Here is a 20,010-nt window from a genome sequence, read left to right as displayed (position 1 = left end):
CGTGAAGACCGTCGGCATCCTCATCTCCGGGCGCGGATCGAACATGATGGCGCTGGTCGAGGCCGGCATCCCGGTCGGGCTCGTCGCCTCGGACAAGCCCGACGCGGCCGGGCTGGCATGGGCGGAGGCGCGCGGCATCGCCACCTTCGCCCTGTCGCCCAAAGGGATCGGCAAGGCCGCCTATGAGGCGCAGATCGACGCCGCTTTGCGTGCGGCGGGATGCGACCTGATCGCGCTCGCCGGTTACATGCGGCTGCTGTCGGACGATTTCGTCGCGCGCTGGCGGGGGCGGATCGTCAACATCCACCCCTCGCTGCTCCCCAAATACAAGGGGCTCGACACCCATGCCCGCGCGATCGCGGCGGGCGATGTGGTGGCGGGCTGTTCGGTCCATGTCGTCACCGAGGAACTCGACGGCGGCGCGCTGCTGGGACAGGCCGAGGTGCCGGTGCTGCGGGACGATGGACCCGAAACCCTGGCCGCACGCGTTCTGGCGGCCGAGCACCGGCTCTACCCGCAGGTGCTGAAGGAGTTCGCCAGCCGATGACCCCTGCCTCTTCTGCACTGACCCGCGTGCGCGAGATCGCGTTGCTGCTGCCCGAGGTGGAGGAGCGGCCGAGCCACGGCCAGCCGACCTTCTTCGTCGCGGACAAGTCGTTCGCGCAGGTCCGGGAGAACCATCATGGCGATGGCCTCAACGTCGTCTGCGTGCGGACCAGCGGGACGGACGAGCAGGCGATGCTGATCGACGCGGCGCCCGACACCTATAGCCGGCCCGCCTATCTGGGGCCGTCGGGCTGGGTCGGGGTGACGCTGGACGGCGATCCCGACTGGGCGCTGATCGAGGACCGGATCGCGCGCAGCTGGGAACTGGCCGCGCCGCGCCGGCTGCTCGAGGCGGGCGGCCGATGAGCGAGACGAAGGATCAGGCACAGACGCGCCGCCGCTGGATCACGCTGGCGGAGGTGGTGGCGGTCGCCGGCGTCGTGATCGCCGCACTGACGCTGTACGGCAACTGGCAGGAACGCCGCGACGCCGCCGCCGACAAGGCCATCGAACAGGCGAGCGCAAGCCGCGACAAGACGCGCTTCACGCTGCGCGGCACGGTGGCCAGCGACAAGAGATCGATCGTGCTGGCGCGCGAGGAAGCGCATCCGCTGGGCGACATCCGCGTGACCTTCCCGACCGCGCTCGGCGTGGCGCCGCAGGATTCGGTGACGCAGACGATCGAGGCGGGCTGGTTCGACGACGCGTTGCGCAAGGCGACCGACGGCGGCGCGGACGAGCGGACCGGCCGGCTGCCGGTGCTGATCCGCTACACCTATTTCACCGACGACCAGCCGACGACGCGGCAGGCGATCTACGATCTGGTCTGGAAGACCGAGGGGCAGATGCTGCGCGGGCGGAAGGTCGAGTTGCTCGACCTGCGATTGCGCGAAAGCGGCGGCAGCCAGGCGCGCGTCGACGCCTTGTGGGCGAAGGCGCTCTAGCGGGCGACCATCCAGCGCAGGAAGCGCGGCACCGCGCCGCGCCGGTCGATCCAGTCGCTGTAGTCGCGATAGACGGGGTCGAGCCCCAGATGGCGTTCCTCGGTGCGGGCGCGCCAGTAATAGATGCCGCTGACGACGCCCATCAGCGCGGTCGCGCGGACGGCGTCGATCAGGCTGCCGGTGGTGAGGATCGGCAGCGTCGACAGCCACCAGAACAGGTTCTTCGACAGATAGGCCGGGTGGCGCGACCAAGCATAGGGGCCGTGCGTCAGGATGCCGCGATGCGTGAGGTTCGAGAAGCGCAACCCGAACGCCACCGTCGCCCAGGCATAGATCGCGGTCAGCCCGACCAGTATCGCACCCCAGACGGCCATCAGCAGCGGATGGCCGGCAAACCAGTCGGTCCATTCCTGCGTCCCCGGATGGTAATCGAGCGGACCGCCCGCCTCCATGAGGATGAATGGCGGATAGCACATCAGCGCCGCCGTCCATGCCGCGGCGAACGGATTGGCGCTGCGGATATGCGCATCGAGCGGGCGTAACGTGAGGATATAGCCGACGGTCGCGAAGGCGACGTCGATGACGAACATCAGCGCGATCAGCCAGTGCGCGCAGGCGACGGGATCGCGCAGCGCCGACAGGTCGCTGCGGACGAAGCCGCCGAAATTGCCCGGCACCACCGCCAGCATGAAGGCGAGGAAGAACGCCTTCACCGCCCAGCTGCGCAAGTGACCGTGGATCGCCGTGCGGTCGACGCCCTGCTGCCCGGTCAGCCATGCGCCCAGATGCCATGCCCCGTCGCGCGGCTCGACCAGATGGCGGTCAAGCCACAGCACATAGGGGACGGCGACCACCGCGACGACCGGGATCGTCCAGCTGAAACACCACATGGCGAAGGCGAAATTGCCCTCCCAATAGAAGCGCCCGACGCCATAGACGATCGCGATGCCGCCCCAGGTGACGTAGAGGCCGGCGAGCTTGGTCAGGCTGACGTCGCGCGTCTCGGCCAGCGGGCGCGTCAGGCTCCAGTCGATCCCCGTCGTCGGGCTGCGATGGACCTTGTCGACGAGCAGCGACCAGCCGACCATCGGCACGCCGCATGCAATCAGTCCGACGAGCGCCGCATAGGGACCGTCCATGCCGACCGCGCAGGCGATTCCGATCCAGGCGGCCAGCCCCGCCAGCCCGGCAAGGCCGACGCCGTGGCTGACCGCGGAGCGGGGCCGTGGATCGGCAGCGGATCGGGCCGCCAGCGCAGGATCATGATACATGCGCGCCCGTCTAGCCGACGAACGGTAAGCAAGTCGTGAACCATGCGCCCCGGCGGAACAGGTGCTTGCACCTGCCCGCCGGGGACGGTAATGGCGCTGACGCACGGCGTGCGCGGGTATAGCACAATGGTAGTGCAGCAGCCTTCCAAGCTGAATACACGGGTTCGATTCCCGTTACCCGCTCCACCCGCCGCCCGGTGGATCGCGCTTGGGGCCAATCGACATTCAGCCGTGACGGCCTGCAAACGGTGATTTCGCGTGCTTCCGGTGCTCACCTACCGAAAGTGCGCTGTGCTCCGGGTCACGCAAAACCACCGTTTTCGGCACGTCATCATCTAATTGGCGATCGGCCCTATTCCTTCGCCGTTCCCGGTTCCGCCATCTTGCGATGCTGTTCCGCGAGGATCGCGTTCGGCGTGATGTTGGCGACCGCCGACTGGATCTTGTTCTTCCAGCCCGACACGACCGAAGCCTTGCCTGCCATCAGCGCGTCCCAGCCGTCCTTCGCAACATCGGCCGGATCGCTCTTGTTCGGATCCGAACCGACGTCGGTATCGAGCATGTCACCGCGTGCGAAGAATTCGGTGTCGACCGGCCCCGGCATGAGGTTGGTGAGCGTGACGCCATCGGCGTCCTTGATCTCGTTCTGGATCGCCGCGACGAAGCTGTCCACGAACGCCTTGGTGCCGTTGTAGACCGCCTGGAAGCTGCCGGGGATGTAACCGGCGATCGACCCGGTCACCAGCACCCGGCCGGTGTTGCGGGCGACCATCGGCCCGAGCACCTTCTGGAGCAGATAGGCGGTGCCGGTGATGTTGGTGTCGACCACCGATCGCCAGTCGCGCACGTCCTGGTCGAGGAAGGCATGGCCGAGGCCGTGGCCGGCATTGGCACAGAGCAGATCGATCTGTCGCCCGTTCGCCGCCTCGAGCACCCGGTCGACGCCCTCGATCGTCGACAGGTCCGCCTCGATCGCGGTCACCGTCGTGCCGAATTGTTCGAAGTCGTTCGCCGCCGCATTGATGAGCGCCTCGTCGGCGACGACGATGAGGTCGTAGCCGTCCTTCGCCGCCAGCGTCGCCAGTTCGAAGCCGATGCCGGTCGAGGCACCGGTGATGATCGCAAGTTTGTCAGCCATGGTTCGATATCCTTCAGGCGGTGGCGGTCATGCCGGGCTTCAGCACGATCTTCGTCGTTTCGTTCTGGTGGTTCTTGAACAGGTCGTAGCCCTTGGGCGCATCGGTCAGCGGCATGCGGTGCGAGATGAGGAATTCGGTGTCGATCTTCCCCTCCATGATCGCGTTGAGCAGGCCGGGCATATAATGCTGGACGTGGGTCTGGCCGGTCTTGAGCGTCAGCCCCTTTTCCATGAACGCGCCGAGCGGGAACTTGTCGACGAACCCGCCATAGACCGCGGGCATCGACACGCGTCCGCCCTTGCGGCAGGCGATGATCGCCTGTCGGATCGAATGCGGGCGATCGGTGCCGAGGAAGGTCGACGCCTTGATCTGATCGATGATGTTGTCGACGAACATGCCGTGCGCCTCCAGCCCGACCGCATCGATCACCGCGTCGGGGCCGATGCCGCCGGTCATCTCCATCAGCGCCTCGTAGGTCGCGCTTTCCTCGAAGTTGATCGTCTCTGCGCCGAACCGTTTGGCCAGCTCGAGCCGATGCGGAAAATGATCGATGGCGATGACGCGCTCTGCGCCCATCAGGAACGCGGACTGTACCGCGAAGAGCCCGACCGGGCCGCAGCCCCAGACCGCGACGGTGTCGCCCGGCTCGATCTGCGCATATTCTGCCGCCTGCCAACCGGTCGGCAGGATATCGGACAGGAACAGCACCTTGTCGTCCTCGACGCCGTCGGGAATGACGATCGGACCGACGTCGCTGAACGGCACGCGGACATATTCCGCCTGACCGCCCGCATAGCCGCCGGTCATGTGGCTGTAGCCGAACAGGCCCGACATCTCATGGCCGTACAGCTCCTGCGCGATATCCTGATTGTCGGCGGGCAGGCCGTTGGGGCAGGCCGAATATTGGTGCTTGCCGCAATGGTAGCAGCTGCCGCAGGCGATGGTGAACGGCACCACGACACGCTGCCCCTTCTTCAGCGTCGACTTCGCGCCGACCTCGACCACCTCGCCCATGAATTCGTGGCCGAGGATGTCGCCCGCCTGCATCGTCGGGATGTAACCATCGTAGAGGTGCAGATCGGATCCGCAGATCGCGGTCGAAGTGACCTTGATGATGCAGTCGCGCGGGTTGACGATCTCGGGATCGTCCACCGTATCGATGCGGACGTCGTGCTTTCCGTGCCAGGCCAATGCTTTCATAGCCCCATCTCCTCAAATTGTGCGGGGTTCATCGCTGGCGTGGCGATCTCGCCGGTTTCCATCAGCTGCTTGAAGCGGCGCAGGTCGCGGCGCGCCTGGATCGCGGGTTCGCGCTGGAACATCTTGGCGATCACCTTGCCGATGACGCCGCCCGGCGGATCGTAGGCAATCGTCACCGTCACCACGGTGCCTCGGTCGCCGGCCTCGCGAAACTCGACGCGGCCGGAATTGGCAACGTCGGCCCCGGGTTCGGAAGTCCAGGCGATCAGCCGGTCCTGCTGCTCTTCCGTCACGCGCGCGTCCCACTGGACCTTCGCACCCGCCGGCGCCTTGACGGTCCAGTGCGAATGCGTCGGGTCACGCACCTCGATCGCGATCACATTTTCCATGAAATGCGGCAGGTTCGCGAAATCGCGGAAATAGTCGTACAATTCGCTCGCGGGGCGGTTAATCGTCACCGATCGCGCGACAACGGAAGAGCCCTGCCCCCCGGTCAGCGATTCGGTCACGGTGTCGGCGACGCCGCGTCGTTTCGACGTCGCGGCAGGCGCATCGTCATGGGCTTGGGTCATGCGGATCTCCCTTGGGAAGACCTCTAACCCGGCGCAGAGCAGCCCGTTCCAGTCGTTACGCGTGCAGATTCAACTAGATAAGCCTAGTTTCTACGATCCGACGGCAGAATGGCCGATAACTGGGGAATGGTCGGTGACCGATCGGGCCGCACCCTTCCCGGTGGCGCGGGAAGGTGGTGGACAGGGCTGGATTCGAACCAGCGTACGCTTGCACGGGCAGATTTACAGTCTGCTGCCTTTAACCACTCGGCCACCTGTCCGGATGCGAGTTCGCCGAAGCGAGGCGGCCTATTGGCGAAGCGAAACGCGGCTGTCAACGCCGCTTTCCGCCAAATCGCGGATGCTTGCGCGAAAGCCGGACGCCGCCTAGCACCCGGACGACACACCACCGGGGACATCGATGCGCCACCTGCTGCTTGCCACTGCCGCCCTCGTCGTCGCGACGCCTGCCCCGGCGCGGGATCGCGCCACCCCCGACGCCGCGCAGGATCGCGCCGCCATCGCCACGATCATCGATCAGGGGACGAACCACAGCCAGGTCGTGCAGACCGTGCAGCATCTGACCGACGTGATCGGCCCGCGCCTCGCCAATTCGCCCGGCGCCCGCACCGCGGAGGCGTGGACGGAAGGCCAGCTGCGTGCCTGGGGGCTGAAGAACGTCCGCAAGGAAGGCTTCGCGTTCGGCCGCGGCTGGTCGATCGAACGGTCCAGCGTGCGGATGATCAGCCCGCGGCCGATCCAGCTGACCGCCATCCCCGTCGCCTGGACGCCCGCCACCACCGGCACGCTCACCGCGCCGGTGATCGTCGCGCCGATCGCCCGCGAACGCGATTTCGCGAAATATCGCGGCCAGCTGCGCGGCAAGATCGTCATGGTCACCCTGCCCCGCGCCGCCGGCGACCCGACCGAACCCGCCTTCCGCCGCCTGACGGGCGAGGATATCGGCAAGCTCGACCAGTTCCAGCAGCCCAGCTACGATCCCGCCGCCGCCGATCGCCGGATGAAGCGGCTGGACTATACCAAGAAGCTCGACGCCTTCCTGAAGGAAGAGGGCGCCGTGGCGGTGGCGACGATGTCCTATCGCGACGGCAAGCTGGTGCATGGCGAAGGCTATCTGTTCGGCGTCGGCGATACCGCATCGCTGCCGGCGGTGCAGATCGCGCAGGAGGATTACCTCCGCCTCGCCCGGCTCGCCAAGACGGGGCCGGCGCCGGTGCTGGAGATCGTCAGCGACGTCCGCTTCGACGACAGCGACGTGAACGCCTATAACGTCATCGCCGAAATTCCCGGGACCGATCCCAAGGCGGGGTACGTCATGGCCGGCGCGCATCTGGACAGCTGGGTCGCGGGCGACGGCGCCGCCGACAACGCCGCCGGCTCCGCCGAGGTGATGGAGGCGGCGCGCATCCTGTCGGCGAGCGGCGTGCGGCCGAAGCGGACGATCCGGTTCGTGCTGTGGGGCGCGGAGGAAGAGGGGCTGCTCGGCTCGGCCGCCTACACGCGCGCGCACCTCGCCCGCCGCGGCACCGGAGCGCAGCCCGCCGGCGTCGATTACGGCTTCGCCTATCGCTGGCCGATCGTGCCGCTGCCCGGCCACGGCGAGCTTGCCGCCTATTTCAACATCGACAACGGGTCGGGCAAGCTGCGCGGACTCTATGCCGAGAACAATCCGGCCGTCATGCCGATCTTCCGCGAATGGCTCGCGCCGTTCGCCTCGATGGGGGCGGGCAACGTCGTCGCGCGCCAGACCGGCGGCACCGACCATGTCAGCCTGCAACAGATCGGCATCCCCGGTTTCCAGTTCATCCAGGACCCGCTCGATTACGGCAGCCGCGTCCATCACAGCTCGGTCGACACGTTCGATCATCTGAAGCCGGAGGATCTGCGCCAGGGCTCGATCGTCCTCGCCTCCGTCCTGCTTTCCGCCGCCAATGCCGACAAGGCATTGCCCCGCCCGCCGCTGCCGACGCAGCCGGTGGTCACCGATCCCTTTGCCTATAGCGATACCAATGATGACTGATCCTGCTTTCACCGCCTGCCTGCCGGGCGCCAATTGATGGCGCGCAAGGGCCATCGCCCGTCGACGGGCACCGCCAACCGTCCCAAATTCTGGGGCCGCCACCCGGTGACGGCGGCGCTCGCCAACCCCGATCGCGTCGTGCGCAAGATCTGGGGCACGCGCGAGGCGCTGGCGTCGCTCGACATTCCGTCGACCCTGCCCGTGGTCTATGCCGAGGCGCCCGACCTCGGCCGGCTGGTGCCGGCGGATGCGCCGCATCAGGGCCTCGTCGCCGAAGTCGAGCCGCTGGAGGACAGCTGGCTCGCCGACCTGCTGATCGCGGGCAAGGACGACCAGCGGCCCTTGGTGGTGCTCGACCAGGTCACCGATCCGCACAATGTCGGCGCGATCCTGCGCTCGGCGGCGGCGTTCGATGCGCTCGGCATCGTCACGCAGGACCGCCATGCGCCGCCCGAAAGCGGCACGGTCGCCCGCGCGGCCTCGGGCGCGCTGGAGACGGTGCCCTGGGTGCGCGTCGTCAATCTGGCGCGCGCGCTGGAGGAGATCGCCGAGGCAGGCTTCTGGCGCATCGGCCTGACCGGCCATGCCGACCAGACGCTGGCGCAGGCGATGGGTACCCAGCGCATCTGCATCGTGCTGGGCGCGGAAGGCGAAGGCATGCGCCAGAATACCGAGGCGCATTGCGACGAACTCGCCAAGCTGCCGATCAGCGAGAAGGTCGAAAGCCTCAACGTCTCGAACGCCGCGGCGATCGCGCTCTACGCGGTCGCGGCGCGCTGATCCTGCCGTCACCCCGGACCGGTTCCGGGGTGACGGCAGCGACGATCAGTCCTCGCCGGCGATCGTCACCTTCAGGCCGTCGAGCGCCGGCGTCATCTGCAACTGGCACGACAGGCGCGACGTCGCGTTGCGTTCGTCGCTCGAATCGAGCAGGTCGTCCTCGTCCGGCCCCATCGGCGGCAGTTTGTCCGCAAATTCCGGGTCGACATGGACGTGGCAGGTGGCACAGCTGCAGCACCCGCCGCACAGCGCCAGCAATTCGTCGATACCGGCGTCGCGGATCACCTCCATGACCGACAGGCCAGCCTCACCCATGATCTCGCGTTCTTCCCCCTCACGCGTCACGACGATAAGCTTGGGCATGTCAGTCTCCGATCAAGTTGCAACCGGCCATGCCGCGCCCCGCGCCGGGGATCAAGCATGGGCCTGACCGCGGAACAGATCCGCGTCGCAATGGATGCACTCGCCGCCGCCGAACCCGCCTTCGCCGAAGGGCTGTCGCGCGTCGGCTATCCGCCGCCCCGCATCCGCGAACGCGGCTATGCGACGCTGCTGCGCACGATCCTCGGCCAGCAGGTCAGCGTCGCGTCGGCCGCCGCGGTCTATCGCAAGCTCGAGGGGCTGGTCGGCGATCCCGGCGATCCGCACACCATCCTTGCCGCCAGCGACGAGACGCTGCGCGCCGCCGGCCTGTCGCGGCAGAAGGCGAGCTACGCCCGCAGCCTTGCCGAGGAGGTGACCAGCGGCCGGCTCGACCTCGACGATCTGCCCGCCGACGACGAGGCGGCGATCGCGCAGCTCGTCCGGGTGAAGGGGATCGGCCGCTGGTCCGCGGAAATCTACCTGCTGTTCGCCGAGGGGCGCGCCGACATCTGGCCGGCCGGCGACCTCGCCGTGCAGATCGAGGTCGGCCGCCTGCTCGGCCATGACGAACGGCCGTCCGAAAAGCTCACCCGCGCGCTGGCGGAGGCGTGGCGGCCGCATCGCGGCGCGCTCGCGATCTTTACCTGGCATCATTACGGCGCCGGGCCGGATACGGATGCCGCGCCGGTCTGACCGGACGGTCTGACATAGGCTAGGCATTCGCCGCTTTTGGGTTTGCCCCGCCCGTCGGCTTCGTCCAGAGATCGGCGCATGACGACAGCCACGCCGACGACTGCCGCCCTTCCCGCTTATTCCCATCCCGCCTCGCTCGGCGGCAGCCACCGCAGCGTCGCCGTACCGGTCGGCGCCACCGGCTGGCGACGGCTGGGTGCGTTCATGGGGCCGGGCTTCCTCGTCGCGGTCGGCTATATGGACCCCGGCAACTGGGCGACCGACATCGCCGGCGGATCGGCGTTCGGCTATACCCTGCTGTCGGTCATCCTGCTGTCGAACCTGATGGCGATCGTGCTGCAGGCGCTGTCGGTGCGGCTCGGCGTCGCCGCCGGCCTCGACCTCGCGCAGGCGTGCCGCGCTTATTATTCGAAGCCGGTGTCGCTCGCCCTGTGGGTGCTGGCGGAGATCGCGATCATCGCCTGCGACCTTGCCGAGGTGCTCGGCACCGCGATCGCGCTGAAGCTGCTGTTCGGCATGCCGCTGGTCTGGGGCGTGGTGCTGACCGCGCTCGACGTGTTCCTGATCCTCGCGCTGCAACGCTTCGGCTTCCGCAAGATCGAGGCGTTCATCCTCGCGCTGCTGGTCATCATCGCCGGCTGTTTCGCCTATGAGCTGTTCCACGCAAAGCCCGACATGGGCGCGCTGATGACCGGCTTCATCCCCTCGCCCGGCATCGTCACCGACCCCGCCAAACTCTACCTCGCGATCGGCATCCTCGGCGCGACGGTGATGCCGCACAACCTCTACCTCCACTCCTCCATCGTCCAGACCCGCGCCTTCGCCCATACCGACGAGGGCAAGGCGGAGGCGGCGAAGATGGCGACGCTGGACAGCACGATCGCGCTCGGCCTTGCCTTCGTCATCAACGCTGCGATCCTGATCGTCGCCGCCGCGGTGTTCCACACCGCCGGCCGCACCGAGGTCGCCGAGATCGACGAAGCCTATCGCCTGCTCGCGCCGATGATGGGCGTGGGGGCGGCGAGCGTCGTGTTCGGCGTGGCGCTGCTCGCCTCGGGCCAGAATTCCACGGTCACCGGCACGCTGGCGGGCCAGATCGTGATGGAGGGGTTCCTCAACCTGCGCCTGCCGGTGTGGCTGCGGCGGCTGGTGACGCGGCTGCTGGCGATCGTGCCGGCGGTGATCGTCGTCGGCGCGTCGGGCGACAGCGGCGCGACGCAATTGCTGGTGCTGAGCCAGGTCGTGCTCAGCCTGCAGCTGCCGTTCGCGGTGGTGCCGCTGGTGCTGTTCACCGGCCAGTCCCGGGTGATGGGCCGCTTCGTCAGCCCGGCGTGGCTGCGGCTGCTCGCCTGGGGCATCGCTTCGGTCATCATCGCGCTCAACTGCACCTTGCTGTTCGGCATGCTGTGATCCCGATGCGGACGTTTTGGCAGGTGACTTTCGCTGCCGGGCGTCGTCTATTGCGCCTTCCTCTTGCTCCGGACATGCCGTGACAGACAGCCCAGCCGCCGCCTCCCCGACCGCTTCCAGCAACGAACTCGCCTCCACCATCGTCGACACGCTCGTCCACCGCATCGGCAAGGATGCGCAGGCCGCACGGCCGCACGACTGGCTGGCGGCGACGATCCTGACGCTGCGCAACGAGATCATCGAACGCTGGATGGAATCGACCAAGGCGGCGCATGCCGCCGGGGCCAAGCGGGTCTATTACCTCAGCCTCGAATTCCTGATCGGACGGCTGCTGCGCGATGCGCTGTCGAACCTGCGTCACAACGACGAGGTGGCGGCGGCGCTCGCGACGCTGGGCGTCGACCTCGCCGAGATCGAGGAGATCGAACCCGACGCGGCGCTGGGCAACGGCGGGCTCGGTCGCCTTGCGGCCTGTTTCATGGAGAGCCTCGCGAGCCTCGACCTGCCGGCCTATGGCTATGGCATCCGCTACGTGAACGGCATGTTCCGCCAGAGACTGGACGACGGCTGGCAGATCGAGCTGCCGGAAAACTGGCTGGCGCACGGCAACCCCTGGGAATTCGAACGCCGCGAAAGTGCCTATTTCGTCGGCTTCGGCGGCGAGGTGACCAGCGTTGCGGAGGGCCGCGTCCACTGGTCGCCGGCGGAGGCGGTGGAGGCGGTCGCGTTCGACACGCCGATGGTCGGCTGGCGCGGCAAACGGGTCAACACGCTGCGGCTGTGGAATGCGCGCGCGTTCGATCCGATCAAGCTCGACCAGTTCAACGCCGGCGATTTCGAGGGTGCGCTCGCCGGACAGATGCGCGCCGAAACGCTGACCCGCGTCCTCTATCCCAACGACAGCACGCCCGCCGGACAGGAGCTGCGGCTGCGGCAGGAGTATTTCTTTTCGTCGGCGTCGATCCAGGACATCGTTCGCCGGCATATCCAGTATTTCGACGATATCCGGACCCTGCCCGACAAGGCGGCGATCCAGCTCAACGACACCCATCCCGCGGTCGCGGTGGCGGAGCTGATGCGGCTGCTGGTCGACCATCACGAGCTGACGATGCCGGAGGCATGGGACATCACCCGGCAGGTGTTCGGCTACACCAACCACACGCTGCTGCCCGAGGCGCTGGAAAGCTGGCCGCTGCCGCTGTTCGAACGGCTGCTGCCGCGGCACATGCAGATCGTCTATGCGATCAACGCCAAGCTGCTGCGCGAGGCGCGCGGCGTCGAGGGGATCGACGATCGCGCGATCGCCGCGATCAGCCTGATCGACGAGGGCGGCGAGCGGCGGGTGCGGATGGCGAACCTCGCCTTCGCGGGCAGCCACAGCGTCAACGGCGTCGCCGCGCTGCACACCGAATTGATGAAGAAGACGGTGTTCGCCGATCTCCACCGCCTCTATCCCGACCGGATCAACAACAAGACCAACGGCATCACCCCGCGGCGCTGGCTGCAGCAATGCAACCCGGGGCTGACCGGGCTGCTAACTGACGCGATCGGCCCGGATTTCCGCGACGATGCGACCAAATTGACCGCGCTGATTCCTTTTGCCGACGACGCATCATTTCGGGAGCGTTTCGCCGCGGTGAAGCGTTCGAACAAAGTGACGCTCTCGACCTATATCAAGGAAAGCATGGGGTTGACCCTCGACCCCGATGCGATCTTCGACGTCCAGATCAAACGCATCCACGAATACAAACGCCAGCTGCTCGGCATCGTCGAGACGGTGGCGCTGTACGACCAGATCCGCAGCCACCCCGAACGGCAATGGACGCCGCGGGTGAAACTGTTCGCGGGCAAGGCCGCGTCGAGCTATCATAACGCCAAGCTCATCATCAAACTGGCGAATGACGTCGCCAAGCGGATCAACGCCGATCCGGCGGTGGGCGACCTGCTCAAGGTCGCGTTCGTGCCGAACTACAACGTCAGCATGGCCGAACGGATCATCCCCGCCGCCGACCTGTCCGAACAGATCTCGACCGCGGGCATGGAGGCGTCGGGCACCGGCAACATGAAGTTCGCGCTCAACGGCGCGCTGACGATCGGCACGCTCGACGGCGCGAATATCGAGATCAAGGATCATGTCGGCGACGACAATATCTTCATCTTCGGCCTGACCGCCGACGAGGTCGCCGAGACGCGCGCCAGCGGCTATCGCGGCCGCGACGTGATCGAGGGGTCGCGCGAGCTGGCGCAGGCGGTCAACGCGATTCGATCCGGCGTGTTCTCGCCCGACGATCCCGGCCGGTACACCGGGCTGATGGACGGCCTGTACGATCATGACTGGTTCATGCTGGCGGCCGATTTCGACGCTTATGCCGCCGCGCAGCGCGACGTCGACGCCAAGTGGAACGACACCGCCGCCTGGGGCCGGTCCGCGGTGCTCAACGTCGCCAATATGGGCTGGTTCTCGTCCGACCGGACGATCGGCGAATATGCAAAACAGATCTGGGGTGTCATGTGAAACCACCGCGTGGCGCCATCGCCGCCTTGCTCGACGGGCGCCACGACGATCCGTTCTCGCTGCTCGGCGTGTTCGCCGGACCGGGCGGCACCTTCGCGCGTACGTGGATACCGGGGGCGGAATCCGCGGAGGCCCATGACCTGGATGGTGCATCGCTCGGGCCGCTGACCCGTGTCGGCACCGACGATCTGTTCGAGGGGATCGTCACCGGGGCGCCGCAGCCGGTGAAGTACCGCGCGCAGGGCTATGGCGCGGAATGGTGGGTGACCGATCCGTACAGCTTCGGGCCGGTGTTGGGACCGACCGACGATTATCTGATCGCGGAGGGGTCGCACTTCCGCCTCTACGACAAGATGGGCGCGCATCTGATCGAGCATCAGGGCGCATCCGGCGTGCACTTCGCGGTCTGGGCACCGAACGCGCAGCGCGTGTCCGTGGTCGGCGACTTCAACGACTGGAACCACGCCCGCCACGTCATGCGCCGGCGCAGCGACGTCGGCGTATGGGAGATCTTCGTTCCCGACATCGGCGCCGGCCGCAGCTACAAATTCGCGATCCATGGCCCCGATGGCCAGTTGCAGCCGCTGAAGGCGGACCCATACGCCTTCGCCGCGGAACTGCGCCCCAAGACCGCGTCGATCACCACCGCACCGCCCGCGCATGTCTGGGGCGACGCTGCGCATCGCGACATCTGGTCGAAGGTCGATCCGCGCCGCGTGCCGATGAGCATCTACGAGGTGCATGCGGGCAGCTGGGACAAGGACGAGAACGGCTGGTATCTGTCGTGGGACGCGCTCGCCGACCGGCTGATCCCCTATGTCGTCGATATGGGCTTCACGCATATCGAGTTCATGCCGATCAGCGAGCATCCCTATGATCCGTCATGGGGATACCAGACCACCGGCCTCTATGCGCCGTCCGCCCGGTTCGGCGATCCCGACGGCTTCGCCCGGTTCGTCGATGGCGCGCATCGTGCCGGCATCGGCGTGCTGCTCGACTGGGTGCCGGCGCATTTCCCGGTCGACGCGCATGGCCTGACCCGCTTCGACGGCACGGCCCTGTACGAGCATGAGGACCCGCGGCTCGGCTTCCACCCCGACTGGAACACCGCGATCTACAATTTCGGACGGCGCGAGGTGCGCTCGTTCCTCATCAACAACGCGTTGTTCTGGCCCGAACGCTATCATGTCGACGGCCTGCGCGTGGATGCCGTCGCGTCGATGTTGTACCGCGACTACAGCCGCGAACCCGGCGAATGGATCCCGAACGAACAGGGCGGGCGCGAGAATTGGGAGGCGGTCACCTTCCTCCGCGACATGAACCGCGCGGTCTACGGCAAGCAGGACGGCGTGTTCACCGTCGCCGAGGAATCGACCAGCTGGCCGGGCGTGTCGACGCCGGCGTTCGAGGAAGGACCGAAGGAAAGCCTCGGCTTCGGCTTCAAATGGAACATGGGCTGGATGCACGACACGCTCCAGTATTTCGCGCGCGAGCCGATCCACCGCCGGCATCATCACGGCGAAATCACCTTCGGGTTCGTCTATGCCTTCGACGAGAATTTCGTCCTGCCGCTCAGCCATGACGAGGTGGTCCATGGCAAGGGGTCGCTGCTCACCAAGATGGCCGGCGACGACTGGCAGCAATTCGCCAACCTGCGCGCCTATTACGCCTTCATGTGGGGCTATCCCGGCAAGAAGCTGTTGTTCATGGGGCAGGAGTTCGCGCAGCGGCAGGAGTGGAGCGAGGAACGCGCGCTCGACTGGCATCTGCGCAATTCGGCGGCGCACGACGGCGTCCGCAAGCTCGTCCGCGACCTCAATTGCGTCTATCGCGACACGCCGGCGCTGCACGCGCGCGACTGCGAGCCGGAAGGGTTCGAATGGCTGATCGGCGACGATGCCACCAATTCGGTCTTCGCCTGGCTGCGCAAGGCACCGGGCGAGAGGCCCGTGGCCGTGATCGCCAACCTGACACCGGTTGCCCGCGCGCCCTATCGCGTCCCGCTGCCGCATGACGGCCGCTGGCGCGAGGTGATGAACTCCGATGCCCATGACTATTGGGGATCGGGACTGGGCAATCTGGGCGGGGTCGAGGCGAAGGACGGCGCGGCCTGGGTGACGCTGCCGCCGCTCGCCACGGTGATGCTGGAATACGAAGGCTGAAACGGCCGGTGACGACAACAGGAGGGTGCGAATGGTAGACAGACGAGGACAGCCGCTGTCGCGCGACGCGATGGCATATGTGCTGGCAGGCGGGCGCGGCAGCCGGCTGATGGAGCTGACCGACACGCGCGCCAAGCCGGCGGTCTATTTCGGCGGCAAGAGCCGGATCATCGATTTCGCGCTGTCGAACGCGATCAATTCGGGCATCCGCCGCATCGGCGTCGCGACGCAGTACAAGGCGCATTCGCTGATCCGCCATCTCCAGCGCGGCTGGAACTTCCTGCGCCCCGAACGCAACGAGAGCTTCGACATCCTGCCCGCCTCGCAGCGCGTCAGCGAGTTCCAGTGGTATGAGGGTACCGCCGATGCCGTATTCCAGAACATCGACATCATCGAGGCGTATAACGTCGAATATATGGTGATCCTGGCGGGCGATCACATCTACAAGATGGATTACGAGGTAATGCTCCAGCAGCATTGCAACAGCGGTGCCGACGTTACCGTCGCCTGTATGGAGGTGCCGCGGATGGAGGCGGTGGCGTTCGGCGTGATGCACGTCGACGAAACCGACCGGATCATCGATTTCGTCGAGAAGCCCGCCGATCCGCCCTCGATCCCTGGCCAGCCCGACACCGCGCTCGCCAGCCTCGGCATCTATGTCTTCCGCACCAAATTCCTGATCGAGGAATTGCGCCGCGATGCCGACACGCCGGGATCGGCGCGCGATTTCGGGAAGGACATCATCCCCTATCTCGTCAAGCACGGCCACGCGCAGGCGCACCGCTTCTCCGCCAGTTGCGTGCGGACCAGCGAGGAACCCGCCGCTTACTGGCGCGATGTCGGCACCGTGGATGCCTATTGGGAGGCGAACATCGACCTCACCGACGTCATCCCGCAGCTCGACGTCTACGATCACGAATGGCCGCTGTGGACCTATTCGGAGATCACCCCGCCGGCCAAGTTCGTCCATGACGAGGACGGTCGCCGCGGCTCGGCGGTGTCGAGCCTCGTCTCGGGCAATTGCATCGTGTCGGGATCGTCGATCCAGCGCAGCCTGTTGTCCACCGGCGTCCGCGCGCACAGTTTCTCGTCGCTGGATGAGGCCGTCGTCCTCCCATATTGCCATATCGGCCGCAACGCACAGCTGAAGCGCGTCGTACTCGACCGCGGCGTCGTCATCCCCGACGGACTCGTCGTCGGCGAGGACCCCGAGCTGGATGGCCGCCGCTTCCGCCGGACGGACAAGGGCATCTGCCTCATCACGCAACCAATGATCGACCGCCTGCAATCGTGACCGCCGACGTGCCGCTGAAGGTCCTCTCCGTCGCGTCGGAGGCGTTTCCACTCGTCAAGACGGGCGGGCTCGCCGATGTCGTCGGCGCGCTGCCGGATGCGCTGACGCCGCATGGCGTTGCGACGACGACGCTGATCCCGGGCTATCCCGCGGTGGGCAAGGCGGTGAAGGGCGCGAAGGTCGTCCACCGGTGGAAGGACCTGATGGGCGCGGAGGCACGGTTGCTGTCCGCGAAGATCGGGGTGCATCCGCTGCTGGTGCTCGATGCCCCTGCCCTGTTCGCCCGCACGGGCGGATTGTACGGGGCGGACGACGACTGGCGGCGCTTCGCCGCGCTGTCGCGGGCGGCGGCGGAGGTGGCGGACGGCATGCGGTTCGACCTGCTGCACGCACACGATTGGCAGGCGGCGCTGGCGCCCGCCTATCTGCGCTATCGCCCGGTGGAGGCGCGGCCGGTCGCGAGCGTGATGACCGTGCACAATATCGCGTTCCAGGGGCAGTTCGGTGCGGAGATCTTTGCCGAACTCGGCCTGCCCGACGCCGCTTATGCGATCGACGGTGTCGAATATTATGGCGGCGTCGGCTTCCTCAAGGCGGGTCTCGAATCCGCCGATGCGATCACCACCGTCAGCCCGACCTATGCCGCCGAGATCCGTGAGGGCCGGTTCGGCATGGGGCTGGAAGGGCTGATCGAGACGCGGCGCGGCCGGGTGCACGGCATCGTCAACGGCATCGATCCGGCGGTGTGGAACCCGGAGACCGACACGGCGCTGCCCAGCCGCTACACCGCGCGTGCACTCGCCCGCCGCAAGGCGAACAAGCGTGCGGTCGAGGCGATGTTCGGCCTGGACACGGGCGACGGACCGATTTTCACCGTTATCAGCCGGCTGACCTGGCAGAAGGGCATGGATGTGCTCGTCCAGTGCCTCGACGAACTGGTGTCGCTCGGCGGGCGGCTGGCGCTGCTCGGTTCGGGCGATGCGCATCTGGAGGCGGCGTTCCTCGCCGCCGCGGCGCGGCATCCGGGGCGGATCGGGGTGACGATCGGCTATGACGAGCCGCTGTCGCACCTGTTGCAGGGCGGCGCCGACGCGATCCTGATCCCGTCGCGGTTCGAACCGTGCGGGCTGACCCAGCTCTACGGCCTCGCCTATGGTTGCGTCCCCGTCGTCGCTCGAACCGGCGGGCTGGCGGACACGGTGATCGATGCGAATGCGGCGGCGCTTGCGGCCGGGGTCGCGACCGGTTTCCAGCACGGCGAAACCGGCTATCACACGCTTGCGCATGCGATCCGCCGGACGATCACCGCCTATGCACGGCCCGACCTGTGGTGCACGATCCAGCGCAACGGGATGCGCGCCGATTTTTCATGGGCGGAAAGCGGTCGCCGCTACGCCGAACTGTACAAGAGCCTGACAGGAGCCGCATGACCACGACCGTCGCGACCACGCCCTACACCGATCAGAAGCCGGGAACCTCCGGCCTGCGCAAGAAGGTGAAGGTGTTCCAGCAGCCGAACTATGCCGAGAACTTCGTCCAGTCGGTCTTCGACGTGATCGACGGCAAGGCGGGTGCGACGCTGGTGATCGGCGGCGACGGCCGCTTCCTCAACCGCGAGGTGATCCACAAGGCGATCCGTATCGCCGCGGCGAACGGCTTCGCCCGCGTCGTGGTCGGACGCGGCGGGCTGCTCTCGACACCAGCGGCGAGCCACCTGATCCGCATCCGCGAGGCGCTGGGCGGGCTGGTGCTGTCGGCAAGCCACAATCCCGGCGGTCCCGACGAGGATTTCGGGATCAAATATAATATCGCCAATGGCGGCCCCGCGCCCGAGCAGGTCACCGACGCGCTCTACGCGCGGACGAAGACGATCGATCGCTGGCTGACGGTCGATACGGACGATCTCGATCTCGATGCCCTTGGTGAGGTGACGGTCGGCGCGATGACGGTCGAGGTGATCGATCCGGTCACCGATTATGCGGCGCTGATGGAGACACTGTTCGATTTTCCCGCGATCCGTGCCGCCGGCCTGACCATGGCGTTCGACGCGATGAACGCGATCACCGGTCCCTATGCGACGGAAATCCTGGAACGGCGGCTCGGCTTCGCGGCCGGCACCGTGCGCAACGGCACGCCGCTGGAGGATTTCGGCGGCCATCATCCCGATCCCAACCTCGTCCATGCGCATGCGTTGTACGAGACGATGATGGCGGCGGACGCGCCCGATTTCGGCGCAGCCTCCGACGGGGACGGCGACCGCAACCTCATCATCGGCCGCGGCCGCTTCGTCACCCCGTCCGACAGCCTCGCGATGCTCGCCGCCAATGCGCATCTTGCCCCCGGCTATGCCGCCGGGCTGAAGGGGATCGCGCGGTCGATGCCGACCAGTGCCGCCGCGGATCGCGTTGCGGACAAGCTCGGCGTGCCGGTGTTCGAGACGCCGACGGGGTGGAAGTTCTTCGGCAACCTGCTCGACGCCGGCATGGTGACGATCTGCGGCGAGGAAAGCGCCGGCACCGGGTCGGACCATGTCCGTGAAAAGGACGGCCTGTGGGCGGTGCTGCTGTGGCTCAACATCCTCGCGGCGCGCGGCGCCTCGGTCGATGCGATCGCCCGCGACCATTGGGCGACCTATGGTCGCAACTATTACGCCCGCCACGATTACGAAGGCGTCGAGACGGAGCGCGCGGATGCGCTGATGACCGAATTGCGCGGCAAGCTCGAGACGCTGGCGGGCGTGCAGGTGTCCGGGCTGACGATCGCCGGCGCGGATGATTTCGCCTATACCGATCCGACCGACGGCTCGGTCAGCCGCAACCAGGGCGTCCGCATCCTGTTCGAAGGCGGCAACCGCGTCGTGTTCCGCCTGTCCGGCACCGGCACCACCGGTGCCACCCTGCGCGTCTACCTCGAACGCTACGAACCCGCGTCCGGGGACCTCGACCGCGAGACGGGCGACATGCTCGCCGACATCGTCGCGGCGGCGGACGAGATCGCCGGCATTACGCGCCATACCGGCCGCACCGCGCCGGACGTGGTGACGTAAGCGCAGTTTCTGCCGAGTCCCGGCCCCGGACTTGTTCCGGGAGCCACCGCCCCGC

General features: G+C 67.2%; 17 protein-coding genes and 2 tRNA genes. 13 read left to right on the top strand and 6 right to left on the bottom strand.

The window, feature by feature from the left end:
* Window positions 1-43: 43 nt before the first annotated feature.
* From purN to AC1RTO_RS05810, 3 genes are read left to right on the top strand one after another with little or no spacing between them, the layout of a single operon-like run.
* Window positions 44-547 carry a phosphoribosylglycinamide formyltransferase gene (gene purN, locus AC1RTO_RS05820; RefSeq protein WP_493160344.1) on the top strand — a complete coding sequence of 168 codons (504 nt, stop codon included), beginning with the start codon at window positions 44-46 and terminating at the stop codon, window positions 545-547.
* Window positions 544-912 carry an MmcQ/YjbR family DNA-binding protein gene (locus AC1RTO_RS05815; RefSeq protein ID WP_493159912.1) on the top strand — a complete coding sequence of 123 codons (369 nt, stop codon included), beginning with the start codon at window positions 544-546 and terminating at the stop codon, window positions 910-912. The genes purN and AC1RTO_RS05815 overlap by 4 nt, the downstream gene beginning before the upstream one ends.
* Window positions 909-1,490: a hypothetical protein gene (locus tag AC1RTO_RS05810; protein ID WP_493159911.1), complete on the top strand. Its 582-nt coding sequence runs from the start codon at window positions 909-911 to the stop codon at window positions 1,488-1,490. The genes AC1RTO_RS05815 and AC1RTO_RS05810 overlap by 4 nt, the downstream gene beginning before the upstream one ends.
* Here AC1RTO_RS05810 and AC1RTO_RS05805 read toward each other — a convergent pair.
* On the bottom strand, window positions 1,487-2,761 hold the full coding sequence (locus AC1RTO_RS05805) for a methyltransferase family protein (RefSeq protein WP_493159910.1): 1,275 nt from the start codon (window positions 2,759-2,761) through the stop codon (window positions 1,487-1,489). The genes AC1RTO_RS05810 and AC1RTO_RS05805 overlap by 4 nt on opposite strands.
* A gap of 112 nt (window positions 2,762-2,873) precedes the next feature.
* Between AC1RTO_RS05805 and AC1RTO_RS05800 the strand changes: the two genes are divergently transcribed.
* Window positions 2,874-2,947: transfer RNA gene (locus tag AC1RTO_RS05800), tRNA-Gly, on the top strand.
* 166 nt (window positions 2,948-3,113) lie between these two features.
* On the opposite strand, the gene AC1RTO_RS05795 is transcribed toward AC1RTO_RS05800, so the two are convergent.
* The 4 genes from AC1RTO_RS05795 to AC1RTO_RS05780 form a co-directional block, all read right to left on the bottom strand.
* A complete protein-coding gene (locus tag AC1RTO_RS05795; RefSeq protein ID WP_493159909.1) occupies window positions 3,114-3,899 on the bottom strand; it encodes an SDR family NAD(P)-dependent oxidoreductase in 786 nt (261 codons plus the stop codon).
* A gap of 13 nt (window positions 3,900-3,912) precedes the next feature.
* Window positions 3,913-5,100, bottom strand: coding sequence for a zinc-dependent alcohol dehydrogenase (locus AC1RTO_RS05790; protein WP_493159908.1), 1,188 nt, complete (start codon window positions 5,098-5,100; stop codon window positions 3,913-3,915).
* A complete protein-coding gene (locus tag AC1RTO_RS05785; protein WP_493159907.1) occupies window positions 5,097-5,672 on the bottom strand; it encodes an SRPBCC family protein in 576 nt (191 codons plus the stop codon). Before AC1RTO_RS05785 ends, AC1RTO_RS05790 begins: the two co-directional genes overlap by 4 nt.
* 174 nt (window positions 5,673-5,846) lie before the next feature.
* Window positions 5,847-5,932: transfer RNA gene (locus AC1RTO_RS05780), tRNA-Tyr, on the bottom strand.
* A gap of 140 nt (window positions 5,933-6,072) precedes the next feature.
* Between AC1RTO_RS05780 and AC1RTO_RS05775 the strand changes: the two genes are divergently transcribed.
* A complete protein-coding gene (locus AC1RTO_RS05775) occupies window positions 6,073-7,692 on the top strand; it encodes a M20/M25/M40 family metallo-hydrolase (protein WP_493159906.1) in 1,620 nt (539 codons plus the stop codon).
* A 36-nt stretch (window positions 7,693-7,728) separates the two neighbouring features.
* The gene (gene rlmB, locus AC1RTO_RS05770; protein WP_293877448.1) at window positions 7,729-8,472 is read left to right on the top strand and encodes a 23S rRNA (guanosine(2251)-2'-O)-methyltransferase RlmB; all 744 of its coding nucleotides are present in this window, start codon (window positions 7,729-7,731) and stop codon (window positions 8,470-8,472) included.
* Between the two features lie 45 nt (window positions 8,473-8,517).
* Here rlmB and AC1RTO_RS05765 read toward each other — a convergent pair whose 3' ends face one another.
* Window positions 8,518-8,835: a 2Fe-2S iron-sulfur cluster-binding protein gene (locus tag AC1RTO_RS05765; RefSeq protein ID WP_293877447.1), complete on the bottom strand. Its 318-nt coding sequence runs from the start codon at window positions 8,833-8,835 to the stop codon at window positions 8,518-8,520.
* Window positions 8,836-8,892: 57 nt separating this feature from the next.
* On the opposite strand from AC1RTO_RS05765, the gene AC1RTO_RS05760 reads away from it, so the two are divergent.
* The 7 genes from AC1RTO_RS05760 (at window position 8,893) to AC1RTO_RS05730 (ending at window position 19,955) form a co-directional block, all read left to right on the top strand.
* Window positions 8,893-9,528: a DNA-3-methyladenine glycosylase family protein gene (locus tag AC1RTO_RS05760; protein WP_493159905.1), complete on the top strand. Its 636-nt coding sequence runs from the start codon at window positions 8,893-8,895 to the stop codon at window positions 9,526-9,528.
* Between the two features lie 78 nt (window positions 9,529-9,606).
* Complete coding sequence (locus AC1RTO_RS05755) at window positions 9,607-10,938, top strand: Nramp family divalent metal transporter (RefSeq protein ID WP_493159904.1); 1,332 nt, start codon at window positions 9,607-9,609, stop codon at window positions 10,936-10,938.
* Window positions 10,939-11,017: 79 nt separating this feature from the next.
* The gene (locus tag AC1RTO_RS05750; protein WP_493159903.1) at window positions 11,018-13,453 is read left to right on the top strand and encodes a glycogen/starch/alpha-glucan phosphorylase; all 2,436 of its coding nucleotides are present in this window, start codon (window positions 11,018-11,020) and stop codon (window positions 13,451-13,453) included.
* Window positions 13,450-15,615, top strand: coding sequence for a 1,4-alpha-glucan branching protein GlgB (glgB, locus tag AC1RTO_RS05745; protein ID WP_493159902.1), 2,166 nt, complete (start codon window positions 13,450-13,452; stop codon window positions 15,613-15,615). The genes AC1RTO_RS05750 and glgB overlap by 4 nt, the downstream gene beginning before the upstream one ends.
* 31 nt (window positions 15,616-15,646) lie before the next feature.
* Window positions 15,647-16,909, top strand: coding sequence for a glucose-1-phosphate adenylyltransferase (gene glgC / locus AC1RTO_RS05740; RefSeq protein ID WP_493159901.1), 1,263 nt, complete (start codon window positions 15,647-15,649; stop codon window positions 16,907-16,909).
* A gap of 8 nt (window positions 16,910-16,917) precedes the next feature.
* Window positions 16,918-18,339, top strand: coding sequence for a glycogen synthase GlgA (gene glgA / locus AC1RTO_RS05735; RefSeq protein WP_493160343.1), 1,422 nt, complete (start codon window positions 16,918-16,920; stop codon window positions 18,337-18,339).
* Window positions 18,336-19,955: an alpha-D-glucose phosphate-specific phosphoglucomutase gene (locus AC1RTO_RS05730; protein WP_493159900.1), complete on the top strand. Its 1,620-nt coding sequence runs from the start codon at window positions 18,336-18,338 to the stop codon at window positions 19,953-19,955. The genes glgA and AC1RTO_RS05730 overlap by 4 nt, the downstream gene beginning before the upstream one ends.
* The last annotated feature ends 55 nt before the right edge of the window (window positions 19,956-20,010 follow it).

The organism is Sphingomonas sp. GW821-FHT10F09, from assembly GCF_058809195.1.
This window is presented reverse-complemented; position numbering and strand designations above follow the sequence as displayed.